Genomic DNA, 23,296 nt, shown 5'->3' with positions numbered 1-23,296 from the left:
TTCCCTAACGAGCCAACCAGCCGCCATCCACGGGCAACGTAATGCCGGTGACATAGCGCGCTGCGGGCGAGGCAAGAAACGTCACCGCTCCGGCAATATCCGTGGGTTCAGCCCACCGCCCGACGGGAATACGTTCAAGGATGGCCCTGTTGCGTTCCGGATCAGCGCGCAAAGCGTCCGTATTGTTGCTAACGACATAGCCCGGCGCCACAGCGTTCACCGTGATCCCGCTCGCTGACCACTCGTTGGACAGCGTTTTGGTCAAGCCTGCCACACCACTTTTAGAAGCAGTATATGACGGGATGCGAATTCCGCCTTGAAACGACAACAACGAAGCGATGTTGATAATGCTGCCCCCTTGCTTTGCCTCCAATCGTGCCCTTGCAAAAGCTTGCGAGAGAAAGAATACAACTTTCAGATTGATATCCATGACTGCATCCCAGTCTTCTTCCGAAAAGTCGAGACTGTCCGCGCGCCGGATCACTCCGGCGTTATTGACCAGCGTGTCGATTGGACCATGCGCTGCTTCGGCCTCAGCAAACGCAGCGGTTGCTCCGGCAACGCTGCCCAAATCCACCTGAACTGCACTGCCGCTGCCGCCAACACCAGCAATCCGGGCCAATGTGTCATCCATTGATGACCGCCCAACGGCAATGACATGCGCGCCATGTTGCGCCAAATCCACGGCGATCGCCTGTCCGATCCCGGTGTTTGCACCGGTTACGAACGCACGCGATCCGGCCACCGAAAACCGGCTCATCTTAGATCCTCCATCGCGACCATGTCGACGTCGGTATAGTCAACATTGTCCCCCGCCATGGCCCATATGAAAGCATAAGAAGACGTCCCTGCCCCACAGTGAATAGACCACGGTGGCGACAAAACGGCCTGCTCGTTGCGGACGATCATGTGACGGGTTTCATCCGGTTCACCCATCAGATGTACGACGTTTTGGTCTTCAGGCAAATCGAGGTACAGATACGCCTCGCTGCGGCGCTCATGGTAGTGTGCCGGCATGGTGTTCCAAACGGAACCGGTGCCAAGCTTCGTCATGCCCATGACAATCTGACAACTTTCCATAACCGCCGGATGCACAAACTGATATATGATGCGCTCGTTGCTGGTGTCGCGCCCACCAAGCGGCACCAGAACAGCGTCTTCAATTGTGACCAAACGTGCAGGAATTTCCCGATGCGCCGGTGCGGAAATAATATAGAAATGCGCGTCCGCTCCACTCAACGTGACGGAACCTGACCCCATCCCGAGGTAGAGCATGTCGCAGCGCCCCATCTCATAGCTAGAGCCGCCAGCTTCAACAGTGCCTGATGTGCCCAGATTGACAAGAACTGCTTCGCGCCGATCCAACCAAGAGGGCGTCCCGGTCTGATCAACCGCGTCGATAACCAACGGTCCCGTTTTGGGCGTCGCCCCACCCACGATCATGCGATCATATTGCGAATATGTCAGGCACACTTCGTCGTCCTGAAACAGATCATCAATCAGGAACTCAGCACGCAGTTCGCTAGTGTTCATCGTCTTGGCATGGCGCGGATCAATGGCGCGCCTTAGGTTCGATTTTAGCATCATGTCCTCCTACGATGCGATTGCATTCAATCACAGCGGTCAAGCTGCGACATCCGCATGTTTCCATTCACCGCGCCACAGGCGCTTATGGAATGGCCAGAATTTCAAAAGTTCCTCGGCAAGTATGATCGACAGAACCCAGAGCGCTGAGACATCGAAAACCAGAACGGCAAGCGCAGTTGCCGGGACTCGGAATAGCCACTGGGACCAGACAAAAATGTGCATGACATAAATCGTGTCGCCGCTGGCCCGCAGAGTGTTCCCGCAGATTGCGTTAGTGGTGCGCGGAAACGTCGTCAGCAGCAGGATCGGCAAAAAGCTAAAAAGCGTCTGGCGCGTATCGTCCGAAAGTTCGGAATAGAGCGTGTCTACGGACAACGCCAAAGCGACAAATACGGCCGCCACCACTCCCGCCGCCACAAATGCGCCCCGCCAGGCATGCGACAGAAAACGATCCAACGTTTCCTCTGACGCGCGTTCCCCCAACAACTGGGCAACAATGATACCGGTGGCCTGTGTCCATTGTATACTGATTTGACCGATAACCATGCTCCACGGCGCGATCAATGTAAGCGCCGCAAAATCGTTCAGACGCATATTCGCGAAAATCAACGTGCAAACATGGGTGGCAACAGTTGCACTGATAAATGTGGCCGCGATTGGTAATGCAAAGACGATGTGCCTCCAGAGGGTCATGGACAGGCTGCCATTACGCCACCCATGCACTTTTCGCAGCCAACCGTCGATCACCTGTAACTTCACGACAAAAAACGCAACTTGCACCAGAATTGCGATGACACTTCCCATCGCCGCCCCAACAACACCCAATGCTGGCATGCCAAGATACCCATGAATCAGCACAACGCTTGCCAAAACGTTGATCGGCACGGACAAACAGTAGCCATACAGCGGTAGACGTGTGCGACCGCACCCGTTGAAATAGCTGGACAGACACTGACCAACAGTCTCGAGCAGTATGACGAGCGAAAACACAGCAAGATAGGACCAAGCCTCGGCCGCAATATCATCACTTGGCGCGAGTGCGATAATCAGGTTTTCGCCAAAAGCAAAAATGAAACCCAAACCGAAGATGCCAATTGAAAGGCTGACAAACAAACCTGAGACCAACACAGATTTTTGAAAGACAGGTTCATGCGCACCAAAGACTTGCGCGGTCCGAATTTGCATTGCATGGGAAAATGCAAAAATCACCCCTAACGCAATGCCTCCAATCGCCGCTGCAAGGCCCATTGCGGCAAGCGATTGCTCTCCCAAAGAGGATACCAACCAACCATCAATAACGATTGTTCCATGAAGGAACACCGCCTTTAGGGTCATCGGCCACGCAAGAAGCAGCACCTGACCAGCGCCCGGAACCGCACTGCGCTCGTCTTTCAGGGTAGATGCATGCATAAACTGGATTCCGGACGTTCCAAACGAACAACTTGACAATGACGCGCGTGAAAACCGCCCGCCGTGCTTTAGGTGGCTGAATTCTCGAAATAGTTGGCATTTGTCACCGAAATCCGCTCGATAGTCTCATCGAGCCGCGACAGATGAGCCATACCATGCCGGACTGCGCTCTCGCCATCATGCGCCTTCACCGCATCGGCAATCGCCCAGTGGTCGGCTACCAGGTCCGGCATTCGCTGTTCCTTTTCAAGCCCGAGCATACACAGACGGTCTATTTTGGCTTTTTCTTCCAGAATCACATCAAATGCATAATTTGCTTTGGCAATTTCACAGAGTGTCTTGTGAAATTGGTAATCCAGCTTACCAAAGGCATCCACATCCTTGGCGACTACCGCTTGATCTTGCAGCTTGAGCACCGCTTCTAGTTGCTTGGTGGCAGGCTCATCACACAAATCGGCTGCCCTAAGGAGCACCTCCTTTTCAATCGCAGCCCGTACGAACCGCGACTTCTCAATCTCCCGCATCGAAAATCGACGGACTTCTGTAGCACGCTGAGGGCGGATCAGCAAAAGGTCTAGGTTCGCAAGTCGACTAAATGCATCGCGCACGGGTTGGCGCGACACGCCAAAGCGCGCAGCAATTTCGGCCTCCGAAATCCGATCACCCGGCTTCAACTGAAGTGTCAAAATCTGATCATTCAAAAAATCAAACACATCATCGACGCTGGTGCGCCGCTCGCTTGGAACCGTTGCCTGTACCATCTCAAAACTCCTCTCGAGTCATTACTGGAATTATCGATACACGAATTCTAACTAGTATACCAGACTAGTATTCCAGTAAAGTTACTAGTATACCAGTTGCATCGCTGATTCGCCGACTGACTTTGGTCGGGCAGCAATTTGGTCATTGGGAGGGGACTATGTCCGGAGTGAATCTTAACGGAATTGTCAAAGCATACGGCACGTTACAGGTCGTCCACGGCATTGATCTAACAGTCAAAGAAAAGGAATTTGTCGTCCTTGTTGGACCGTCCGGATGTGGAAAATCGACCACGCTTCGTATGATTGCGGGGCTGGAAGATATCACTGCCGGCGAGCTTACTATCCATGACCGCGTTATGAATCGGGTCGCGCCCAAGGACAGGGATGTCGCGATGGTTTTTCAGAACTACGCGCTCTACCCCCACCTCAACGTGGCCGACAATATGGCGTTTGGCCTGCGCATTCGCAAAATGCCCAAGGACGAGATCAAGACAACTATTTCAGAAGTCGCCGAAATACTTGGTCTGACGGAATATCTAGAGCGTCGCCCCGCAGACCTTTCTGGCGGCCAACGACAGCGCGTCGCGATGGGCCGTGCCATTGTGCGCCACCCCAAAGTTTTTCTCTTCGATGAGCCTCTTTCCAATCTGGACGCAAAGCTGCGCACGCAGATGCGCGCTGAAATCAAACGGCTTCATAAACGCTTGGGCGTCACTTCAGTGTACGTCACCCACGATCAGGTCGAGGCAATGACTCTCGCAGACCGCATCGTCGTAATGAACGACGGCGCAATCGAGCAAGTCGGCACTCCAATGGAACTGTTCAACAATCCAGCCAACACCTTTGTAGCAGGCTTTCTCGGGTCCCCGCCAATGAACCAGATGAAGGGCACTCTCACCGAAACAGGTGCAAAAGTAGGTGACTCCGAAATCCGTCTAATCGGCGCCTCGGGTGCACAGGCCGGACGTGACGTGATTGTAGGCGTCCGCCCCGAGCATGTCAGCCTCACGGCGGGTGAACAGACGTCTTCTTTGCCAATTGCACTGGATCTGGTTGAACCCCTCGGTTCCGAAGCCCTGCTCCACGCGCGCCATGGCGACGAAAACCTAATTTTTAAAGCCGAAACCCACGGTGACATAGATGGCCTGTCTGGTGTCGGTGAAGTGCACGTTCCCGCGCATTTGGTCAAACTGTTTGACGCCGAAACCGGTCGCGCTCTGAATTTGGGGGCGTGAACAGATGGCAGACGAACACACTTCGGGTGGCCAGCCCATCGAAAACACCGTCATCGAGGCTCGCGAGGCACAGCGTCCAATACAGTCTGATGGCCGCTGGACCAGACTATACGATCACGTGAAACGCGAATGGCAGATTTATCTGATGCTGCTGCCCACGATCGTCTGGTTCCTCGTTTTCCTCTACAAGCCAATGTACGGGCTGCAAATCGCCTTTAAGGATTACTCGATCTTCCGCGGTGTTGCAGGCAGTCCATGGGTCGGACTGGAGCATTTCCAGACTCTATTTACCAACGATCAATTCCTGCGAGCCGTCTCGAACACAATCAAGATCAGCTTTCTGAACCTGATGTTTGGATTTCCGGCACCGATCATCCTTGCGCTTATGTTCAACGAGGTGCTGCATGCGTCCTACAAACGAACAGCACAAACCATCGTCTATCTGCCACACTTCATTTCTTCCGTGATCATCGCTGGTATCGTAATCACAGCCTTTTCGCCCACCGCTGGTATCGTCAATACGATCATGGGATGGTTCGGGCTCGATCCAGTGTACTTCCTGACCCAGCCTGAATGGTTCCGGCCCATCTTTGTGGGAACAGGTATCTGGCAGGAAGCAGGCTTTGGTTCGATTGTCTTTCTGGCTGCAATCGCCGGTGTGAACCCGTCGCTTTACGAAAGCGCTGTCGTTGATGGTGCCAATCGCTGGCAGATGATGTGGAAGATCACCGTTCCATCAATCCTTCCTACGATCCTGATCATGCTGATCATTCGCATCGGGAACGTGATGGAAGTGTCATTTGAACTGGTCATCCTGCTCTATCAACCGGCGACTTACGAAACCGCCGACGTGGTCAACACGTGGATCTATCGGCAGGGCCTTCAGTCTGGCCAGTACGACCTCGCCGCCGCGGGTGGCCTGTTCAATGCCGTGGTCGCCTTTGTCCTCGTTATGACCGCAAACACTCTGTCGCGCCGCTTCTCGCGCACGTCGCTCTGGTAGGGGGAGAAGACCCATGATGAATTGGAACCTCTATTCACGCGGCGACAAACTCTTCGCCATCGTTGTGTCCATCCTGATCGGCATGTTCACCATCGCCACACTCTACCCGTTTATCTATATCGCGGCGGTGTCGTTCAGTTCGGGCTTTGCGGCACAGGCAGGTAAGGTTGTTTTAACCCCCATTGATGCCACGCTTGAGGCATACGGTTACATCCTGGTCGACCCACAGTTCTGGGTCTCGTACCGCAACACGTTCATCTACACGATCGGCGGGACGATCATGAGCTTGCTGTTCATTATTCCGGGGGCCTACGCGCTGTCGCGTCCACAGCTCAAGGGACGGCGATACTTCAATCTCTTTATTGCCTTCACGATGTGGTTTAACGCAGGGCTGATCCCATTCTTCCTGAACATGCGGGACTTGAACTTGCTGGACAGCATGTTTGGCATTATCCTGGCATTCGCTGTCAACGCATTCAACATCATCCTGTTGCGCAACTTCTTCGAGGCCATCCCGCAGAGTTTCGAAGAAGCTGCTCGGATGGACGGCGCAAATGACTTCCAGGTTTTGTGGAAAGTTTTTGTGCCGCTCTCCAAGCCCGCAATTGCCACGATCACGCTGTTCTGCATCGTCTCTCGCTGGAATGGCTTCTTTTGGGCAATGGTTTTGCTGCAAAGCGAAGACAAGATCCCGCTTCAGGTCTTCCTGCGCCATACGATCTCAAACCTAAGCGACAATGACGAATTTGCCATGGTGCAGACCGATGCGGCGTTCAGCGCCGAAACCGTCACCGCCGCGATCATCGTCTGTTCGATTATCCCGGTGCTGATCGTCTACCCGTTCATCCAGAAATACTTCGAGAAGGGCATCCTTCTTGGTGGTGTCAAAGAATAATTACGAAATCGCAAAAGGGGAGGAGAACCAATGCGTAAACTAACTCTAACGGCGGCATTGCTTGCGGGGAGCGCAATCACGACGCCCGTCTTCGCAGACGGCCATCTCAAGATCGTCGAAGGCGATCCGCTGGAACTGACGATCCAAATGAATCACGCCCGCTATCCAGTTTACAAAGAAGACTGGCCCGTGGAACAACAAGCTCGGGAATGGACCAACATCCACCTTAAGGACGTGACCGTCGGCGCCAACATGCGCACGGATGAAAACACCGGCAAAACCGAGGCGCTCAACCTCATGCTTGCAGGTGGGAACATCCCTGACATCGTAGGGTCCAGCCGGATCAAGGATTTCGTGAACCAATATGGTCCAGAAGGCGCATTTCTGCCGCTCAATGATCTGATTGCGGAACATGCCCCAAACCTGCAGGCATATTTTGCGGAACGCCCTGAAATCGCCGCCGCGATTTCGGCTGCGGACGGCAACATGTATTACATCCCCTATCTGCCGGACGGAAAATATGGGCGGGCCTACTGGATCCGCACCGATTGGCTCGATGCTCTCGGTCTTGAAGTCCCTCAAACCGTTGAGGAATTTGAAGCTGCATTGCGCGCCTTCAAGACACAAGACCCCAATGGCAACGGCCTCGCCGACGAAGTTCCCTACTTCGCTCGCCAATGGCCCGAGCTCATCCGTCTGGTCACTCTTTGGGACGGTCGCTCGTCCGGTTCTGACACATATCACGACTTCTATGTCGACAATGGCGAGCTCCGTCACCCCTACGCGGGCGAAGGTTATCGCGAAGGTATCAAGAACCTTGCCCGCTGGTATGCAGACGGCTTGATTGACGCAGAGATCTTCACCCGGGGCAGCTCAGCGCGTGACTTTCTGTTGTCGGAAAACCTTGGTGGTGCAACCCATGACTGGTTTGCCTCAACGTCCGGCTACAACCGTCTTTCTTCAGAGATCGAAGGCTTCGAGTTCAAGGCAATGGCACCGCCAGCATCAGTCTCTGGTAAGCGCATCGAGGAACACCGGCGCATCCCGATCAAACCTGACGGATGGGCCATCGGGTACACCAACGAACACCCCGTCGAAACCATCAAATATTTCGACTTCTGGTTCACCGAAGAAGGGCGTCGACTGGCGAACTTTGGTGTCGAGGGCGAGCAGTATGAAATGGTCGACGGCAAAGCGATCTTCAAACAAGAATTCCTCGATGCGGGGCCTGTAAACCGGTCACTGTATCAGGTTGGGTCACAGCTTCAGGGTCGTGGGTATTTTCAGGACTATGGCTATGAAATCCAATGGTCGAACGAGTTCGCCCTCGAAGGTATCGCGCTCTATGACGAAGGCGATTACCTGATCGATCAGTTTCTGGGCGTAGCATTCGACGCCGAAGAGCAGAAAGTATACGACAAGTACTGGGGTACGATCCGCGACTACATGCTGGAACGCCAGCAAGGGTGGATTCTGGGCAACGGTGATGTCGAAGCCGATTGGGACGCGTACATGGCTCAGCTCGAGAAACTCGGTTTGAGCGACGTCTTGGCCGTGATGCAGTCAGCCTACAACCGCCAATACTCTAAGTAAGCCAACTCGTTCGGGGGCGGCTGCAAATACCGCCCCCGGCAATCCAGATATTCTCAGGGAAACAAAGAACCGATGCCGGCAACTGCACTTCCATTGCTTGATGAACCCAAAGCAGGCCGTCTGACCATCCAATATGGTCCGGATGCTGAAACGGAGGTCGTCGAGAATCCTCCTCGGTTTACGTGGATTCCCGTGATCGACGATGGCGCAACTTATGTGTTGCGCGTGTCAAGTGATCCTGACTTTCCCAAATCCAAGACGCAGATTTTCGAGGATCTGCCCTTAAACTTTTTCACCCCCGACAAAGTGCTACCCGCAGGAGAATACCACTGGTCCTACGCTACTTGGGACAAGGAGGTTGGAGCGCCCTCCAGCACTTGGAGCAGCACGCGTACATTCTCGGTCGCTGTCGGGCTGGCAGAAACCCCACTTCCATCACGCAACGACCGTCTCGCCAACGTCACAACTGATCATCCTCGCCTGTGGATGACACAGGATCGACTGGCAGGATTTTGTAAAGCCGTGAAAGAAAACCCCGAGCATTGTAGTTGGGCAAATTTTTACGAGAAATCGGTCCTGCCGTGGATGGACAGACCAATTACGACCGAACCTGCAGGTTACCCTGACCACAAGCGTACGGCTCCGGTCTGGCGGCAGACTTATATCGATCTGCAAGAAGTGTGGTATGCAATTCGCCACCTCGCCATCGGCGGCAAGGTCACAAACAACCCAGAAATGACGGCGCGTGCCAAAGATTGGCTTCTGGAAGTCGCGAGCTGGGATCCGATGGGCGTTACTTCACGTGCCTATACCGATGAGTGGGCCTATCGCGTCTGCAACGCGCTCGCATGGGGCTATGATTGGCTTTATGACGACTTAACTGAAGAGGAACGTGTCAAGGTGCGCGCGCCCCTTCTGGAACGCACACGCGACATCGCCGAACACGCCATTCTGAACGCCAAAATTCACTTATTCCCTTATGACAGCCACGCCGTGCGCTCAGTTTCGCTCTCAATCGTTCCGGCCTGTATTGCCCTCTTGGGCGACGACGAGGATGACGAGGCCCGCGACTGGCTCAATTACAGCATCGAATTCCTGTCCACGGTCTACTCCCCATGGGGCGACAGCGATGGCGGTTGGGCCGAGGGTACGAATTACTGGATGATGGGCATCGCCTATCTGATCGACACAGCGAACCGTTTGAAATCCTATACAGGAATCGACCTTTACGCGCGTCCCTTCTTGCAAAACACCGGAGATTTTCCGTTGTTCTGCAAGGCTCCGAATACACGTCGCGCAACATTTGGCGACGACAGTACTCAGGGCGATCTGCCCGGTATTAAAACCGGACTGAACATGCGTCAGTTCGCCGGTGCAACTGGTAAAGGCGAATACCAGTGGTATTGCGACGAAAACCTGCGCCTAAACCCCGGCACCGAGGGCGCATTCTACAATTGGGGTTGGTGGGACACGAATTTCGACGAACTTGTCTTTCAAACGGACTTCCCGGTTGTCGAAGCAACACCACCTGAAGGCGGAATGCGACACTTCGAAGGGATCGGGTGGGTCGGCGTTCAGCACGCAATGAACGACCCTGACAACCACATACAGTTCGTCTTCAAGTCGTCCAAATTTGGATCCGTTAGCCACAGCCACGGCGACCAAAATGCGTTTTGCCTCGCCGCCTATGGTGAGGATTTGGCGATCCAATCGGGGCACTATGTGGCATTCAATTCGACGATGCACCGTAAATGGCGGCGGCAGACCAGATCCAAAAACGCCATCCTGATCAATGGCAATGGCCAATACGCGGAAACGGACAAATCCAGGGCACTGTCTGCAACTGGCAGAATCCTCACTGCCGAACAGCGCGACGACCACGTTTTCATCCATGGCGATGCAACCCCAGCCTACCAAAGCCTGTCCCCCGAAGTCACCCGTGCAGAGCGCGAAGTGTATTTCGTTCGCAACTCCTATTTCGTGATCGTCGACAAGGTAGACGCCAAAACCCCGGTGACCGTTGAATGGCTGCTGCACGCCAACAATCGGTTTGAACTCGGCAAATCTTCGTTTCGATATACAGGCGAACGAGCTGGGTTTTATGGGCAAGTGGTTTGGTCAGAAGGTGGTAAACCAGACATCACACAGGAAACCGGTTTTCCAGATGTCGATCCGGCGGATTATGAAGGCCTGCCAGTCAGCACGTTTCTGACTGCAAAATACCCCGCAGCCACCCGCCACCGGATTGCCACGCTGCTGGTGCCCTACAAGCTCGACCAGCCCAAGCGCGTTTTCAACTTCATGGATGATCAGGGCTATGACGCCGATCTCTATTTCACCGACGCCGATGAGAACACCTTCAAAGTCGTACTCAAGAAACTGGCAAATACATAATCAGACCACGCTAAACGCGCGGCATTCAATATAGGAAGGACGACTATGAAACTAGCAGGAAAAACGGCCATCATCACTGGCGGTGGCCGGGATATCGGAGCGGCAGTTGCCATCAAACTGGCATCTGAAGGTGCCAATATTGCGATCAACTATTTTGCCAGCTCAACGGGTGCCGACGCGACCGTCGCCAAAATCGAGGCCGCAGGCGGACGTGCGATTGCCATCCAGGGAGACCTCAAAAAGGAAGAAGATGTAAACGCCTTGGTGGCAAAAACCGTCGAAACATTTGGCGGCGTCGACGTGCTTGTGAACAACGCGGGCGGGTTGGTTGCGCGTAAGACAGTTGCCGAAATGTCTCTGTCGCATTGGGAAGAGGTTATGACCCTCAATCTTACCAGCACCTTCCTGATGACCAAAGCATGCCTTGCCCACATGACCAGCGGTGCAATTGTCAACCTTGCCAGCCAAGCTGGACGCGATGGTGGCGGTCCGGGTGCAATTCCATACGCGACGTCCAAAGGCGCCGTGATGACCATGACCCGCGGCTTGGCCAAGGAGCTCGGCCCGGACATTCGCGTCAACGCGCTTTGCCCCGGCATGATCGACACCGATTTCCACAATATCCATACACCAGACGCCGGACGACGCGGCTTTGAAGCCAATGCACCACTCAAACGGCAAGGTCAGGTAGACGACGCGGCGAACCTCGTCCTTTTCCTCGCCTGTGATGACAGCGCGTTCATCACTGGTACAAATATCGACATCAACGGCGGGATGCTGTTCTCATAAACGGAGGGGCCAATGTCCGAATTTCCAATTGTTTCAAGCGGTGAGAAGGTCACACGTCAGGTTCTGTCCGATCATCCAGACCTGATGGTTGTTGCCTTTCGGTTTGACGCCAAAGGTGCCGAGGGTGCCTTGCACAATCATCCGCACGTGCAATCGACCTACGTCGAAAGTGGGCGGTTTCGCTTCACTTTGGGCGACGAAGAACGCGAGGTCGGCCCCGGAGACAGCTTTGTAATACCATCGGGGATGACCCACGGGTGCATCTGCCTTGAGGCAGGGATGCTGGTGGATTGCTTCACACCCCGCCGCGACGATTTCCTTTAGACTGGATTCTCAAAGATATGCGCATTCTTGCAATTGGCGAGTGTATGGCTGAACTGGCTCCAAACGACACCCCCGGAGAATTCCGGCTGGGGTTTGCAGGCGATACATTCAACACGGCTTGGTATTTGGCGCAATGTGCGCCCGATATTTCCGTGTCCTACCTTACGGCCGTTGGCCGCGACAGCATCTCTGCGGACCTGACACAGTTTCTGCGTGAAAGTGGGGTGAATGACAGCTTCGTGCAGACGGTTCCAGACCGCAGCATTGGCCTGTACCTGATCTCTCTAAACAACGGAGAGCGCAGCTTTTCCTACTGGCGCGACCAGTCTGCCGCGCGCACCTTGGCTGATGACCCGGTGAAACTCCGTGACGCAATGCTGGAAAATGACGTGATCTATTTTTCAGGCATTACTCTCGCAATACTTGATACCAAACCACGTGAGCACTTTTTTGCAGCTCTCCGCGAGGCGCGACAGTTGGGCAAGATCGTCATGTTTGACCCAAACTTGCGCCCACGCCTTTGGCCCTCCGAAAGCGTTATGACAGACACAATCATGATGGGGGCAAACGTCGCCGATATCGCGCTACCCTCGTTCGAAGATGAAAACAGTTTTTTTGGAGATGCGAGTCCACTCGAAACGGCTCAGCGGTATGCACGCGCAGGCGTCACAACCACCATTGTCAAAAATGGTGCCGAACCAGTGATCTTCCTGGAGGGCGAAACCAGTGGTGAAGTCAATGTGCAGCCTGTAAAAGAGCTGATCGATAGCACGGCCGCAGGCGATAGCTTCAACGCAGGGATCTTGGCTGGACATGTTTCTGGCTCCAGCTTGCCCGACGGTATCGCCTATGCGTGCCGTCTGTCGCGGCAAGTCGTTCAGCAAAGAGGCGCGCTCGTACCAATAGATTTTTCCCCCATCGCCATGACACAACGTTCCTAAGGACACACGGACATGCCCAACCCGCCAGACGCCAACACGATCGCCGTCTCACCAGACGCGATGGCACAGCTGAAAAACGCGAGTACGGCATCTGTTGCCACGCTGCTTTACAAGCGTGGCTTTCACAACGCCTATATTCAGGGGGTCGCACCACTGTCCACAGACACACCGACAATGGTCGGGCCCGCTTATACACTGCGCTATATTCCTGCACGACCAGACACTGACCCACTCGATGCCTTCCGAGAACCGGACCACCCTCAACGTGTTGCCGTCGAAGAGTGCCCGAGAGGATCAATCTTGGTCATGGATTGTCGCCAGGACGCGTCCGCCGCCTCAGCTGGTTCCATTCTCCTAACGAGGTGCCAGATGCGCGGCGTTGGAGGTGTCGTAACGGATGGAGGCATCCGCGACGCGCGTGGTGCTGCCGCACTGGAAATGCCAGTGTTTGCGGCCAAGGCGTCTGCCCCTACAAACCTAACCAAACATCATGCCGTCGACATCCAACTACCGATTTCCTGCGGCGGCGTAGCGATCTATCCTGGCGACATCATAATGGGCGACTCCGACGGTGTCATGGTCATCCCACGTTCTCTGGCTGATGAAGTGGCCCACGAAACAGTCGGAATGGAGCAATTCGAAGCGTTTGTCCTCGAAGAGGTCAATTCCGGCGCGTCTATCCGCGGCCTCTACCCGCCAACCGACCCGGAAACGCTCGTCCGCTTCGACGCGTGGAAGGCGAATCAATCAATCGAATGATCGTGTTGTGATTCCGGGCGAACTCTAGCGGTTAGAACAGCCTTCAACCCTGATTTGTAACGCCCGGCAGTTCAAACTTTGTTTCTACGCAACCGCAAAAATCGGCACCCCGTGATCAGGTAGTTGTATCCACCAAATTGCGCCATCGACGCGCATAGCTTGCAAGCTCACCGCGCGGGCTATGCACACGGGCGCCGGCAACGTCAGGCGCCTTCGCCTCCGTAAGCAGCATCGCTGCGCCTACGCTGGTTCCGGTTCTAGAACTCGCAATCGCTATTCCATCGGGCCGTATCTCCGCGAGCATATCCAAATAATCGGCATTCTGGGCAAAGGGGCCTTCGATGATGGTTTTTCCCTTACCACCGGCAAGCCGCAGGCAAACATCGGTCATCATCGCAAGATACAGAGACAACGCATATATGCGCTGGCCATCTGAGGCGGGCGGGCCGTTCCACCGCATATCCCGCCCTGAAAATGGCCCACTGCTTGTCACCACGGACGGGAGAAGCATAATCTCGTTTGCGAGCACTGTTGCCCGGTCCCCTGACGTTGGTGTGACCTCTGCCCCCGCCCGCATGACCTCGTATTCCCGCCCGCCCATGAAACGGGCAGAGGGAACCGGCGTACCATATGCGTTTACGTTCACCAAAGTGTCCCGGTCGCTGTCTAACTGCCTTGAAGTACCACCGACCGCCATACAAACGACCCATGTTCCGGTAGACACCACCGAAAAGGCCCCAACATTTTGATTAAGATGCGGCACAAGCGACGCGTTGCTATCATGGATCCCACAGGCCACGGGCGTGCCGGGCTGCATCCCCGTGACCTCGCAGATATCGGGTTTTAACCAGCCCAAAACGTCAGATGCGCTTTGAGCTGGTGCCAACTTCTCTGAAATTCCAAGGCGCGAAACAAGCGACGAGGGCCGACCCTCCCATGGGTTCCAAAGGTCAGTATGGCACCCAAGGGATGTCACGTCACAGGCCAGTTTCCCAGTCAACTGGTATCCCCAATACTGCGGGTAAGTAATGATGTGCTTGGTGCGCGCCATCAAAGTTGGATCGTTCTCAAACAACCAATGCAATTGTGCGCCAACGTTGAGACCACCAGCCAATCGGGGGGATCCTGTTTCGGCAAAATCGGGACGCAACCGATCATATTCTGCCACAAGGGAATCTGGGCCATCGTGCTCGTAGTCAAGCATGGCCGTGGCCAGTGAACCATCCTCCTGCAACAAGACAATCGAAGCACCGTGGGTTGTGACCGAGATGGCGTCTACGCCATATTCGGCGTGAAATACCTTTAGATTTCGCAGAAAAAACGCCCAATGGCCTTGAAGATCAAAATGTGGATAAGGCGGTGTTGACCTAACATCATTTGGACGTGTCACCACTGCGATTTCCGTCATGGACAGCCCATCAACCAATGCAAGCTTGGCGTTGGTCTTGCCAACATCAATCACCGCGATATTGTTTCGGGTCGCAACCGGGTGTGTCATGGCAAGTGAAACACTTGCTCTAAGTCGACCACAACCGGGCTGTTGTCGGGATTGGTGTCCATGATATCGGCCATATGTGCCCACCAGCGCTTGACGATCGGATGATCCGGCAATTCATACATAGAATGATTGCTTGTCCGCCTAAGGACTCCAAACAGCTGCCGCGTGTCGGCATGATAGTGGATCGAATAATCCTCTATCCCGGCATCCTTCAGCAGCGCACTTAGCTCTGGCCATATCTCATCGTGGCGCCTTTTATATTCGTCTAGTTTTCCTGCGTGCAGGGTCATGCAAAACGCAAACTTCTCCATTGGCCTACACCGTCCGTTTTCGCCAAATGGCCCAAAGACGCGGCAACGCGATTACACCGATCAGCAGCAGTCCAATAAAGATCGACATGACAATGCCTGGAACGTTCAGCAAGCCAAGCCCAAATGTCACAAGCCCCATGACAAAAGCAGCGATCACCACTCCGGGGATTGACCCAGAGCCGCCCAAAATATTGATCCCTCCCAATACAACCATTGTGACTATTTCAAGCTCCATGCCTGACGCAATTGAGGGACGCGTGGACCCCAGCCGTGATGTCAGGCACACCGCCGCAAGACCTGACATCAGGCCAGTCATCAGGAACAGTACAAATTTCACCCGATCCACACGAATGCCCGAGAACAATGCACCGGTCGCGTTGTTGCCAATGGCATAGACCATGCGGCCAAAATTGGTCTTATGCAGCAAGATGCCAAAGAAAATCGCCAACAGCACAAAAATAACGAATTCAACGGAAATCACCCAAAACGCGTAACCTTGACCGAACCACGCGAAACTGGCCGGGTATCTTGTAAATGCGCCGTCACCAAGAATGATATAGCTTACACCACGAAACAGGCTCATGGTGCCGATTGTCACAACGATGGATGGCAGGCCAAGTCGGGTAACTAACGCCCCATTAAATGCCCCACACAAAAGCCCGGTCGTCAACCCAACCAACACCAAAACAGGTGTTCCCGCCCCCATTTGCATGGCCAGCCCCATAACGGTAGAGCTGAGCGCAATGATTGACGCGACCGAAAGGTCGATCTCGCCCGCGATGATCAACATCGCCATGGCAAAGGCAATCATCGCCTTTTCAGTGAAATTGAACGTCGCGTCTGACAGGTTCCACGCGTCAAGAAAATAGGGCGACGCGAATGCGTTGAACACAAATACCGCGACCGCCACAGCGAGCAGAAGACTTTCCCAGCCAACTAGATGGGCATAAAGTGAAGGTCGCAGGCGATCAGGAACATGACGGGTTTGGGTGTCGGCATGGCTCATTGTGCGTGCTCCGCAGATTTCAGGATGACCCGGCCCTTTGAACGGCCTGATTTGGCATTAAATGCAACTGCTACGATTATGGCAGCTCCTGATATCGCGAGCTGCCAAAAAGGTGAAATATCAACCACCGGTAGAGCATTTTTGACAACGCCCAGAAACAGCGCGCCCAACAGCGTACCAAAAACCGTGCCCGCACCGCCTGCAATCGAGACACCGCCAATCACACAGGCCGCAACAACGTCGAGCTCAAAACCACCGGCAATGTCGACATAGGCCACTGAATACCGTGCGACCCACAAATACCCAGTAAGACCAGCCAACGTGCCGGATATCACAAAGGCGTAAAACTGCGTCTTACCCACGTCTATACCCGTATATACCGCAGCATGTGGGTTACCTCCGACGGCATAAATGGCCCGCCCCATGGTCGAGCGCGCCATGACCACCATCATTATCAAGGCGACAATAATCCCAATCCAGCCAAGCACCGGCATTCCTAAGATCTCGTTGCGCGGAAACCCGGTGAAATGCGGGCTCATTTCATGCGCATTGATCCACTTGCCTTCGGTCAACAGGAAAATAATGCCCCGGAAAATCGTCATCGTGCCCAGCGTCACGACAATTGGCGGAATGCTCAGTTTCCAAACAAGGATGCCGTTGATCGCGCCCAGCGCTGCGCCCAAAATCAACGCGACGACAAGGATAACAACCATCGGCAAGCCGGGCATAGCCACATTGATCATGGCGCAAACCATACCCGTCAATGCAAGGTTCGCGGCGACCGATAAGTCGATACAGCGGGTCAGAATGACAACCATCTGGCCCATAGCCAAAATCATCAATGGCGACGTATCAGTGAACACTGAAACAAGGTTGGTTGGGGTGACAAAACCCGGAAAACGGGTCGCAATCACGGTTGTCAGCGCTAAAATGGCGCCGAAAAGTATGGCTTCCCGCGATTTCAGAGCACTCATGCCAAGCCTCCTTCAACGTTTATGCCAACCGCATGTCGCACCAATGTCTCTGGGCTGAGCGCGTCATCTTGCAACTCGGCCACCATGCGCCCCTCGCGCATTACAATTACCCGATCCGACATTCCCAAAATTTCGGGGATTTCCGAACTAACCATAATCACGGACAACCCCTGAGCAGCCAATTCAGACATAAAATCATGCACTGCAGCCTTAGAGCCGATGTCGATGCCCTTTGTTGGTTCATCAAGTATGATCACACGCGGTTTCGTCGCCAACCACTTGGCGATAACCACCTTCTGCTGGTTTCCTCCAGACAGCGCTCCGACATGCGTGTCCAGCGAAGCGGCCCGCAAATCGAGCCGCTCTGTATACTCACGCGCAAGGGCAAACTCTTCAGCAAGACGGATGAAACCATCTCGCGACGTCTTTTTCAGGGACGGCAAGGTTACGTTTTGAAAAATGGGCATATCCAGAATCGTACCCTGCCTGCCTCGATCCTCGGGTACATAGACAATACCAGCCTCAACCGCCGCAGCCGGAGACCGAATGACAGATACTCTTCCATCAATACTAACTTTACCTTTCGACGGACGGGTGATCCCGATCAATGACTGCATGAACTCCGATCGCCCGGCACCAACAAGGCCATAAAACCCCAGAATCTCTCCTCGCCGCAGAGAAAAACTTATGTTCTCGAACTCGGTCGGATGACTATATTCCGCAACTGTCAGAACCTCTTCGCCAATCTCTGCACGGCGTTTTGGAAACAGCTGATCTACAGCGCGCCCCACCATCATCTGAACCAGGTCTGCCTCTTCGACGTTCGCCATTTTGCCCTCTCCGACAAATTGCCCATCTCTAAAAACCGTGTATCGGTCGGCAATGCGAAAAATTTCGTCAAACTTGTGCGATATGAACAGGATGGCCTTGCCTTGTGCTTTGAGCGTTTCGACAAGTTCATACAGTTCCTCGATTTCGGTCTGGCTGAGCGCGGCTGTTGGCTCATCCATAATGACAACGCGCGCGTCAACAGACAGGGCGCGTGCAATCGCCACCAGATGACGCGATGCGATCCCAAGATCCTTTAGCTTCGCGCCCGCACTGATCTTGGCGCCAATCGACTCTAGAATTTGTGCGGTCTTCTCGATCATCAATTTTGTGTCGATCAGACCAAACCGACCCTTGGGCGCGTGCCCGATAAATACATTCTCCGCGACCGACAGTTCGTCAAACAACACAGTTTCCTGATGTATCGCCGTCACACCAGCATCGGCAGCATCCTGTGGAGTGGAAAAAGAGATCGCCATACCATCTAGCAGGATTTGCCCGCCTTCGGGTTGGTAGATCCCTGTCAGCGTCTTGACCACCGTCGATTTGCCAGCGCCGTTTTCACCGATCAACGCAGTGACTTCACCAGCGTGAAGCTCTAGTCGAACGTTGTCCAATGCTTTGACACCCGGAAATGTCTTGATGATGCCATCCAGCCTTAGGACAACGCCTTGATCTGCGTTCACCGGATTTGTTGATTTGCGAGGTTCCATATGTGTTCCCTCTCGAGCACGCACGCCAGGTGTGATGGGTCCAGTCGGGCTCGGGGCGGCAACATTTTCGCCGCCCCATACGACGAGAGGTGTTTAAAAGATACTCTTGAAAGCGTCGATGTTGCTCGCGTCATAGACAAACGGGTCGGCCATCGCAGCAGAGTTCGTTTCGTCCAGCGTAATCGCACCCATGCGCCCAATTGAAATTTCGGCGCCCGGTTCTGCGGTCGCAGCTTCGGTTGCCAATTGATGGGCCAGCATCGTTGCTGAATACCCCAGATCAATCGGGTTCCAGATCGCAAAGGACTTGGACGCGCCGCTTTCAATGGCCCCCGCCATTTCCGAAGGCAAACCAAGCCCAGTTACATTAACTTGACCAATCTTGCCCGCATCAGCCACAGCCTGCGCAGCAGCAACGATACCAACCGACGTTGGCGCAATGATGGCGTCGAGCTCAGGGTGTGACTGCATAAGGCCGGTGGCTTCGCGATACGACTTGTCTGCCAGATCATCGCCATACACGGTCGAAACAACCTCTATGCCCGGGTAGTTGCCCATCACCTTGTTCATTTCGTCGATCCAGATGTTCTGGTTGGTTGATGTCGTTGTTGCCGACAAAACCGCAACCTCACCACCATCCGGAAGATGATCTGCGGCCAACTTGATAATCATGTTGCCGATCAAAGCGTTAGACGAAGGATTCAGGTGCGCCTGACGTCCCGCTTCGGCCACCCCAGAATCCCAGGAAATCACGGTGATGCCACGTTGCATTGCCTTTTTAAGCGTTGGAACCAGCGCGTCTGTGTCGTTGGCAGAAACGGCAATTGCATCAACACGCTGGGCGATCAACGAGTTAATCACTTCGATCTGACCCTCTGCTGTTGTGTCGGTTGGCCCGGTGTAAATGATCTCGACACCGCCTAGCTCCTTGGCCGCTTCTTCAGCACCTTCGGCGGCGGCCTCAAAGAACCCTATCCCCAGCGCCTTAACGACCAGTGCGATGCGCATGTCTTCGGCTGCTGCGGGTCCGGTGAACAATCCCGCAGCGACAGCCACGGATGTCATGAGTTTGGTAAATTTCATCGGGTTTCCTCCCTGGTTTCCCTAAATTCACGGCTCACCGTCCCCTATTGGATGACTACGATACCGCCTCTTGCTTCGAGGCGCCGACCGGCACCACGATAAGTTTGATATCCGCCGCTTCCACCATTGCGGCCGCGCGGTCGCTGATCCCTTCATCTGTGATCAAAACATCGATGTCCTTGAGCGGGCACAGCACGAGGCTAGAGCGCGCCTCGAATTTGCTGGAGTCGACCAGCAACACCAATTCGTCGGCCTGTCCGATCAACTTTTGCTCGGCTTGGATGATCAAGGGATCCCCCTCCATCACTCCCAGCGGCCCCACCCCTTGCGCGCCCATGAACATACGGCGGGCATAAAAATTGCGCGTAACGTCGTTGTCGAACGGCGAAAGCACAATATTTTGCTCGCGATAGATCACACCGCCCGAAATCAAAACGGTATTCTTCGAGTTCTTCAGCAGGTGCTCAGCAATTGGGAACGAATTTGTAAAAACCTGAAGCCGGTGAGCCGACAAAGGGTGCACCATCTGAAACGTCGTGGTGCCACCGTTAATGATGATCGGCTCGCCCTCTTCGCACATTTCAACCGCCTTGCGCGCAATTGCTTGCTTTTGAGGGTTATTGATCGCTTCATTCACCGCAAACGGACGTCCGGCGAGGCTTGGGAACTGATTGGGATGCAGAGCCTCCGCCCCACCGCGCACACGCCGTAGTTTATTGCTTTCGTGTAGTGCAGAGATATCCCGGCGAACCGTCGCTTCAGAGGCCCCTGTCATACTGCACAGCTCTACAACCGTCGCAACTGGACGGTCCTGAACTGCGGACAGAATGATCCTGTGGCGTTCCTTCTCGTGCATTACTTTCCTCCCGTTGATGTTGTTGATGCCGCATTAAAATGATCACTGTCAATCATTATTTGTCATTACCACTCATTTTCGCTCCCATTATGATTCATATTGACCGTTTATGATTGACATTCTGTCACACCTCATCCAGTCTCTGACCAAATCTGATTGAATTATCTGCGGATAGGGAGGAGATCTCAATGCTAACCGAAGCAAACCGTCTGGTTTCACTGTGGGACGAGGCCAAAGCAGCCGGAATGAGCGAACCCGAGAAGCTTTTGTACCGCTCGAATCTGCTTGGATCTGACAAGCGCGTGACCAACTACGGAGGTGGCAATACGTCTGCCAAAGTCCGGCAGGCGGATCCACTAACTGGAACTGACGTCGAAGTGCTTTGGGTCAAGGGCTCCGGCGGTGACGTCGGCTCGATTAAGATGGACGGTTTCTCAACGCTTTACATGGACAAACTGCGCGCCCTTAAAACCAAGTACCGAAGCGTTGGGTTCGAAGATGAGATGGTCGGATATCTCCCGCATTGCACATTCAACTTAAACCCACGCGCCGCATCTATCGACACACCGCTTCATGCTTATGTGCCCAAAGTACATGTCGACCACATGCACCCCGATGCCATCATTGCTATTGCAGCCTCCAAGGACAGCAAGGCCATGACCAAAGAGATTTTTGGCGGCGATATTGGCTGGCTTCCCTGGAAAAAGCCTGGCTACGAACTGGGTTTGTGGCTTGAGGAATTTTGCATTGCGAACCCAAATGCTAAGGGTGTCGTTCTCGAATCCCACGGGCTTTTCACTTGGCATGACGATGCACAGGCGTGTTACGAGTTAACACTTGAGATCATCAACAAGGCGATCAGTTACTTCGAGAAAAATTCGGTCGATCTCCCCGCGTTTGGCGGGCAGATTCATGAGAGCCTTTCTGCTGTTACCCGCCGCAATATCGCTGCGAAACTCATGCCCGCAATCCGTGGGTTTGTTTCGGGACAACAGCACATGGTTGGCAACTTTGTTGACTCCGATACCGTGCTCGAATTTGTGAACTCTCGGGAAATGCGTCCATTGGCGGCACTTGGCACTTCTTGTCCAGACCACTTCCTTCGCACCAAAATATGTCCCTTAGTCATCGATTTTGATCCGTCCAAGAACAACCTGGATGAGGTCTTAAGCGGCTTGGAGGCGCAGATCGCAACTTACCGAGATGGTTATGCGGCGTATTATGATCGCTGCAAACACGACGACAGCCCGGCCCTGCGTGATCCCAACGCGGTGGTCTACTTGGTCCCCGGTGTTGGAATGATCACATTTGCCGGGGATCGCGCAACGGCGCGTATCTCGGGCGAGTTCTACACTAATGCGATCAACGTTATGCGCGGCTCCTCGGCCGTGTCCGAGTATTGCGGCTTGCCTGAGCAGGAGGCATTCGACATCGAATACTGGCTCCTGGAAGAGGCAAAGTTGCAACGAATGCCAAAACCCAAAAGCCTTGCGGGACATGTGGCGCTAGTCACCGGCGGTGCCGGAGGAATAGGCGCAGCCACTGCTGAGCGTTACCTTGCAGAGGGGGCCTGTGTGATGCTCGCGGATATCAATGCCGAAGGTCTCGTTGCAACACACAATGATCTCGCGGATCGCTATGGCGTGGACGCCGTTCGCACCGTCCTGATGAATGTCACCGATGAAGCCGCTGTGGCAGCAGCATACGCGCATACCGCTGTTGAATTTGGCGGCGTTGACATCCTCGTCTCAAATGCTGGAATTGCTACTTCGGCCCCCATCGAAGACACATCTCTTGATCTTTGGAACCAGAACATGGACATCCTGTCCACCGGCTATTTCCTTGTATCACGCGAAGCATTCAAGCTGATGCGCATTCAAAAAATGGGAGGATCGGTCGTGTTCGTAGCCTCTAAGAATGGCCTTGCCGCATCGCCAAACGCAGCTGCGTACTGCACGGCCAAAGCTTCTGAGATCCACCTTGCGCGTTGTCTGGCTCTGGAGGGCGCCGAAGCCGGCATCCGCGTAAATGTAGTGAACCCTGACGCGGTATTACGCGGCTCGAAAATATGGGAAGGTGATTGGCTTGACCAACGAGCGGACACCTATGGTACCAACAAAGAGGGCCTCGAAGAAATGTATCGCAATCGTTCGATGTTGAAACGCTCCGTTTTCCCAGAAGACATCGCGGAGGCTGCCTACTTTTTTGCCTCCGACAAATCAGCAAAATCGACGGGCAACATTCTGAACGTCGATGCAGGTAACGTACAGGCGTTCACACGCTAGAGCTTGACCAACGTGCCCGCCGATTGCCGGCGCGGGTCACCGGGGAGGACA

The 23,296-nt window shown here is 54.2% G+C and carries 21 protein-coding genes; 10 read left to right on the top strand and 11 right to left on the bottom strand.

The genetic code is table 11. From position 1 onward, the window contains the following. Positions 1–4: 4 nt before the first annotated feature. The 4 genes from kduD to CLV88_RS13285 form a co-directional block, all read right to left on the bottom strand. Positions 5–760 carry a 2-dehydro-3-deoxy-D-gluconate 5-dehydrogenase KduD gene (gene kduD / locus CLV88_RS13300; RefSeq protein WP_106608899.1) on the bottom strand — a complete coding sequence of 252 codons (756 nt, stop codon included), beginning with the start codon at positions 758–760 and terminating at the stop codon, positions 5–7. Then, a complete protein-coding gene (gene kduI / locus CLV88_RS13295; protein WP_106608898.1) occupies positions 757–1,584 on the bottom strand; it encodes a 5-dehydro-4-deoxy-D-glucuronate isomerase in 828 nt (275 codons plus the stop codon). Before kduI ends, kduD begins: the two co-directional genes overlap by 4 nt. A 39-nt stretch (positions 1,585–1,623) precedes the next feature. Further along, positions 1,624–2,997: an MATE family efflux transporter gene (locus CLV88_RS13290; protein WP_106608897.1), complete on the bottom strand. Its 1,374-nt coding sequence runs from the start codon at positions 2,995–2,997 to the stop codon at positions 1,624–1,626. Positions 2,998–3,065: 68 nt separating this feature from the next. Beyond that, positions 3,066–3,758: a GntR family transcriptional regulator gene (locus tag CLV88_RS13285; protein WP_106608896.1), complete on the bottom strand. Its 693-nt coding sequence runs from the start codon at positions 3,756–3,758 to the stop codon at positions 3,066–3,068. A gap of 158 nt (positions 3,759–3,916) precedes the next feature. Between CLV88_RS13285 and CLV88_RS13280 the strand changes: the two genes are divergently transcribed. The 9 genes from CLV88_RS13280 to CLV88_RS13240 all read left to right on the top strand — a co-directional run bounded on the left by CLV88_RS13280 (position 3,917) and on the right by CLV88_RS13240 (position 13,691). Then, complete coding sequence (locus CLV88_RS13280) at positions 3,917–4,993, top strand: ABC transporter ATP-binding protein (RefSeq protein WP_106608895.1); 1,077 nt, start codon at positions 3,917–3,919, stop codon at positions 4,991–4,993. A 4-nt stretch (positions 4,994–4,997) separates the two neighbouring features. Next, a complete protein-coding gene (locus CLV88_RS13275; protein ID WP_106608894.1) occupies positions 4,998–5,996 on the top strand; it encodes an ABC transporter permease in 999 nt (332 codons plus the stop codon). A 13-nt stretch (positions 5,997–6,009) separates the two neighbouring features. Next, on the top strand, positions 6,010–6,891 hold the full coding sequence (locus CLV88_RS13270; RefSeq protein ID WP_106608893.1) for a carbohydrate ABC transporter permease: 882 nt from the start codon (positions 6,010–6,012) through the stop codon (positions 6,889–6,891). Positions 6,892–6,921: 30 nt separating this feature from the next. Continuing rightward, a complete protein-coding gene (locus tag CLV88_RS13265) occupies positions 6,922–8,484 on the top strand; it encodes an extracellular solute-binding protein (RefSeq protein WP_106608892.1) in 1,563 nt (520 codons plus the stop codon). 72 nt (positions 8,485–8,556) lie between these two features. After that, complete coding sequence (locus CLV88_RS13260) at positions 8,557–10,878, top strand: DUF4962 domain-containing protein (RefSeq protein ID WP_106608891.1); 2,322 nt, start codon at positions 8,557–8,559, stop codon at positions 10,876–10,878. Positions 10,879–10,923: 45 nt separating this feature from the next. Further along, a complete protein-coding gene (locus CLV88_RS13255; protein WP_106608890.1) occupies positions 10,924–11,667 on the top strand; it encodes an SDR family NAD(P)-dependent oxidoreductase in 744 nt (247 codons plus the stop codon). A gap of 12 nt (positions 11,668–11,679) precedes the next feature. Continuing rightward, positions 11,680–11,991, top strand: coding sequence for a cupin domain-containing protein (locus tag CLV88_RS13250; RefSeq protein ID WP_106608889.1), 312 nt, complete (start codon positions 11,680–11,682; stop codon positions 11,989–11,991). A 17-nt stretch (positions 11,992–12,008) separates the two neighbouring features. Continuing rightward, positions 12,009–12,932 (top strand): sugar kinase, encoded by a 924-nt coding sequence (locus tag CLV88_RS13245; protein WP_106608888.1) that lies wholly within the window; start codon positions 12,009–12,011, stop codon positions 12,930–12,932. 12 nt (positions 12,933–12,944) lie between these two features. Next, positions 12,945–13,691 carry a ribonuclease activity regulator RraA gene (locus tag CLV88_RS13240; protein WP_106608887.1) on the top strand — a complete coding sequence of 249 codons (747 nt, stop codon included), beginning with the start codon at positions 12,945–12,947 and terminating at the stop codon, positions 13,689–13,691. 115 nt (positions 13,692–13,806) lie between these two features. Here CLV88_RS13240 and CLV88_RS13235 read toward each other — a convergent pair whose 3' ends face one another. The 7 genes from CLV88_RS13235 to CLV88_RS13205 all read right to left on the bottom strand — a co-directional run bounded on the left by CLV88_RS13235 (position 13,807) and on the right by CLV88_RS13205 (position 20,960). Next, the gene (locus CLV88_RS13235; protein WP_106608886.1) at positions 13,807–15,189 is read right to left on the bottom strand and encodes an FGGY-family carbohydrate kinase; all 1,383 of its coding nucleotides are present in this window, start codon (positions 15,187–15,189) and stop codon (positions 13,807–13,809) included. After that, on the bottom strand, positions 15,186–15,500 hold the full coding sequence (gene rhaM, locus CLV88_RS13230) for an L-rhamnose mutarotase (protein WP_106608885.1): 315 nt from the start codon (positions 15,498–15,500) through the stop codon (positions 15,186–15,188). The genes CLV88_RS13235 and rhaM overlap by 4 nt, the downstream gene beginning before the upstream one ends. A 4-nt stretch (positions 15,501–15,504) precedes the next feature. After that, positions 15,505–16,506 (bottom strand): ABC transporter permease, encoded by a 1,002-nt coding sequence (locus tag CLV88_RS13225; RefSeq protein WP_106608884.1) that lies wholly within the window; start codon positions 16,504–16,506, stop codon positions 15,505–15,507. Further along, complete coding sequence (locus CLV88_RS13220) at positions 16,503–17,480, bottom strand: ABC transporter permease (protein WP_106608883.1); 978 nt, start codon at positions 17,478–17,480, stop codon at positions 16,503–16,505. Before CLV88_RS13220 ends, CLV88_RS13225 begins: the two co-directional genes overlap by 4 nt. Beyond that, complete coding sequence (locus CLV88_RS13215) at positions 17,477–19,021, bottom strand: sugar ABC transporter ATP-binding protein (protein ID WP_106608882.1); 1,545 nt, start codon at positions 19,019–19,021, stop codon at positions 17,477–17,479. The genes CLV88_RS13220 and CLV88_RS13215 overlap by 4 nt, the downstream gene beginning before the upstream one ends. 93 nt (positions 19,022–19,114) lie before the next feature. Beyond that, the gene (rhaS, locus tag CLV88_RS13210; protein WP_106608881.1) at positions 19,115–20,104 is read right to left on the bottom strand and encodes a rhamnose ABC transporter substrate-binding protein; all 990 of its coding nucleotides are present in this window, start codon (positions 20,102–20,104) and stop codon (positions 19,115–19,117) included. 55 nt (positions 20,105–20,159) lie between these two features. Then, a complete protein-coding gene (locus CLV88_RS13205) occupies positions 20,160–20,960 on the bottom strand; it encodes a DeoR/GlpR family DNA-binding transcription regulator (protein WP_106608880.1) in 801 nt (266 codons plus the stop codon). 188 nt (positions 20,961–21,148) lie between these two features. Between CLV88_RS13205 and CLV88_RS13200 the strand changes: the two genes are divergently transcribed. Next, on the top strand, positions 21,149–23,245 hold the full coding sequence (locus CLV88_RS13200) for a bifunctional rhamnulose-1-phosphate aldolase/short-chain dehydrogenase (protein ID WP_106608879.1): 2,097 nt from the start codon (positions 21,149–21,151) through the stop codon (positions 23,243–23,245). The last annotated feature ends 51 nt before the right edge of the window (positions 23,246–23,296 follow it).

This window comes from Shimia abyssi, assembly GCF_003014475.1.
Lineage (GTDB): Bacteria > Pseudomonadota > Alphaproteobacteria > Rhodobacterales > Rhodobacteraceae > Shimia > Shimia abyssi.
Note: the sequence above shows the minus strand (reverse complement) of the source record. Positions and strands in the feature narration are given on the sequence as shown.

Excerpts from the sequence above, each read along its gene's own strand:
- CLV88_RS13260 (WP_106608891.1), top strand. The coding sequence starts at position 8,557 with ATGCCGGCAACTGCACTTCCATTGCTTGATGAACCCAAAGCAGGCCGT.
- CLV88_RS13290 (WP_106608897.1), bottom strand. The coding sequence starts at position 2,997 with ATGCATGCATCTACCCTGAAAGACGAGCGCAGTGCGGTTCCGGGCGCT.
- CLV88_RS13255 (WP_106608890.1), top strand. The coding sequence starts at position 10,924 with ATGAAACTAGCAGGAAAAACGGCCATCATCACTGGCGGTGGCCGGGAT.
- CLV88_RS13205 (WP_106608880.1), bottom strand. The coding sequence starts at position 20,960 with ATGCACGAGAAGGAACGCCACAGGATCATTCTGTCCGCAGTTCAGGAC.
- CLV88_RS13280 (WP_106608895.1), top strand. The coding sequence starts at position 3,917 with ATGTCCGGAGTGAATCTTAACGGAATTGTCAAAGCATACGGCACGTTA.
- CLV88_RS13200 (WP_106608879.1), top strand. The coding sequence starts at position 21,149 with ATGCTAACCGAAGCAAACCGTCTGGTTTCACTGTGGGACGAGGCCAAA.
- CLV88_RS13225 (WP_106608884.1), bottom strand. The coding sequence starts at position 16,506 with ATGAGCCATGCCGACACCCAAACCCGTCATGTTCCTGATCGCCTGCGA.
- CLV88_RS13265 (WP_106608892.1), top strand. The coding sequence starts at position 6,922 with ATGCGTAAACTAACTCTAACGGCGGCATTGCTTGCGGGGAGCGCAATC.
- rhaS (WP_106608881.1), bottom strand. The coding sequence starts at position 20,104 with ATGAAATTTACCAAACTCATGACATCCGTGGCTGTCGCTGCGGGATTG.
- CLV88_RS13220 (WP_106608883.1), bottom strand. The coding sequence starts at position 17,480 with ATGAGTGCTCTGAAATCGCGGGAAGCCATACTTTTCGGCGCCATTTTA.
- CLV88_RS13275 (WP_106608894.1), top strand. The coding sequence starts at position 4,998 with ATGGCAGACGAACACACTTCGGGTGGCCAGCCCATCGAAAACACCGTC.
- CLV88_RS13215 (WP_106608882.1), bottom strand. The coding sequence starts at position 19,021 with ATGGAACCTCGCAAATCAACAAATCCGGTGAACGCAGATCAAGGCGTT.
- CLV88_RS13245 (WP_106608888.1), top strand. The coding sequence starts at position 12,009 with ATGCGCATTCTTGCAATTGGCGAGTGTATGGCTGAACTGGCTCCAAAC.
- CLV88_RS13285 (WP_106608896.1), bottom strand. The coding sequence starts at position 3,758 with ATGGTACAGGCAACGGTTCCAAGCGAGCGGCGCACCAGCGTCGATGAT.
- kduI (WP_106608898.1), bottom strand. The coding sequence starts at position 1,584 with ATGCTAAAATCGAACCTAAGGCGCGCCATTGATCCGCGCCATGCCAAG.
- CLV88_RS13250 (WP_106608889.1), top strand. The coding sequence starts at position 11,680 with ATGTCCGAATTTCCAATTGTTTCAAGCGGTGAGAAGGTCACACGTCAG.
- CLV88_RS13235 (WP_106608886.1), bottom strand. The coding sequence starts at position 15,189 with ATGACACACCCGGTTGCGACCCGAAACAATATCGCGGTGATTGATGTT.
- CLV88_RS13270 (WP_106608893.1), top strand. The coding sequence starts at position 6,010 with ATGATGAATTGGAACCTCTATTCACGCGGCGACAAACTCTTCGCCATC.
- kduD (WP_106608899.1), bottom strand. The coding sequence starts at position 760 with ATGAGCCGGTTTTCGGTGGCCGGATCGCGTGCGTTCGTAACCGGTGCA.
- rhaM (WP_106608885.1), bottom strand. The coding sequence starts at position 15,500 with ATGGAGAAGTTTGCGTTTTGCATGACCCTGCACGCAGGAAAACTAGAC.
- CLV88_RS13240 (WP_106608887.1), top strand. The coding sequence starts at position 12,945 with ATGCCCAACCCGCCAGACGCCAACACGATCGCCGTCTCACCAGACGCG.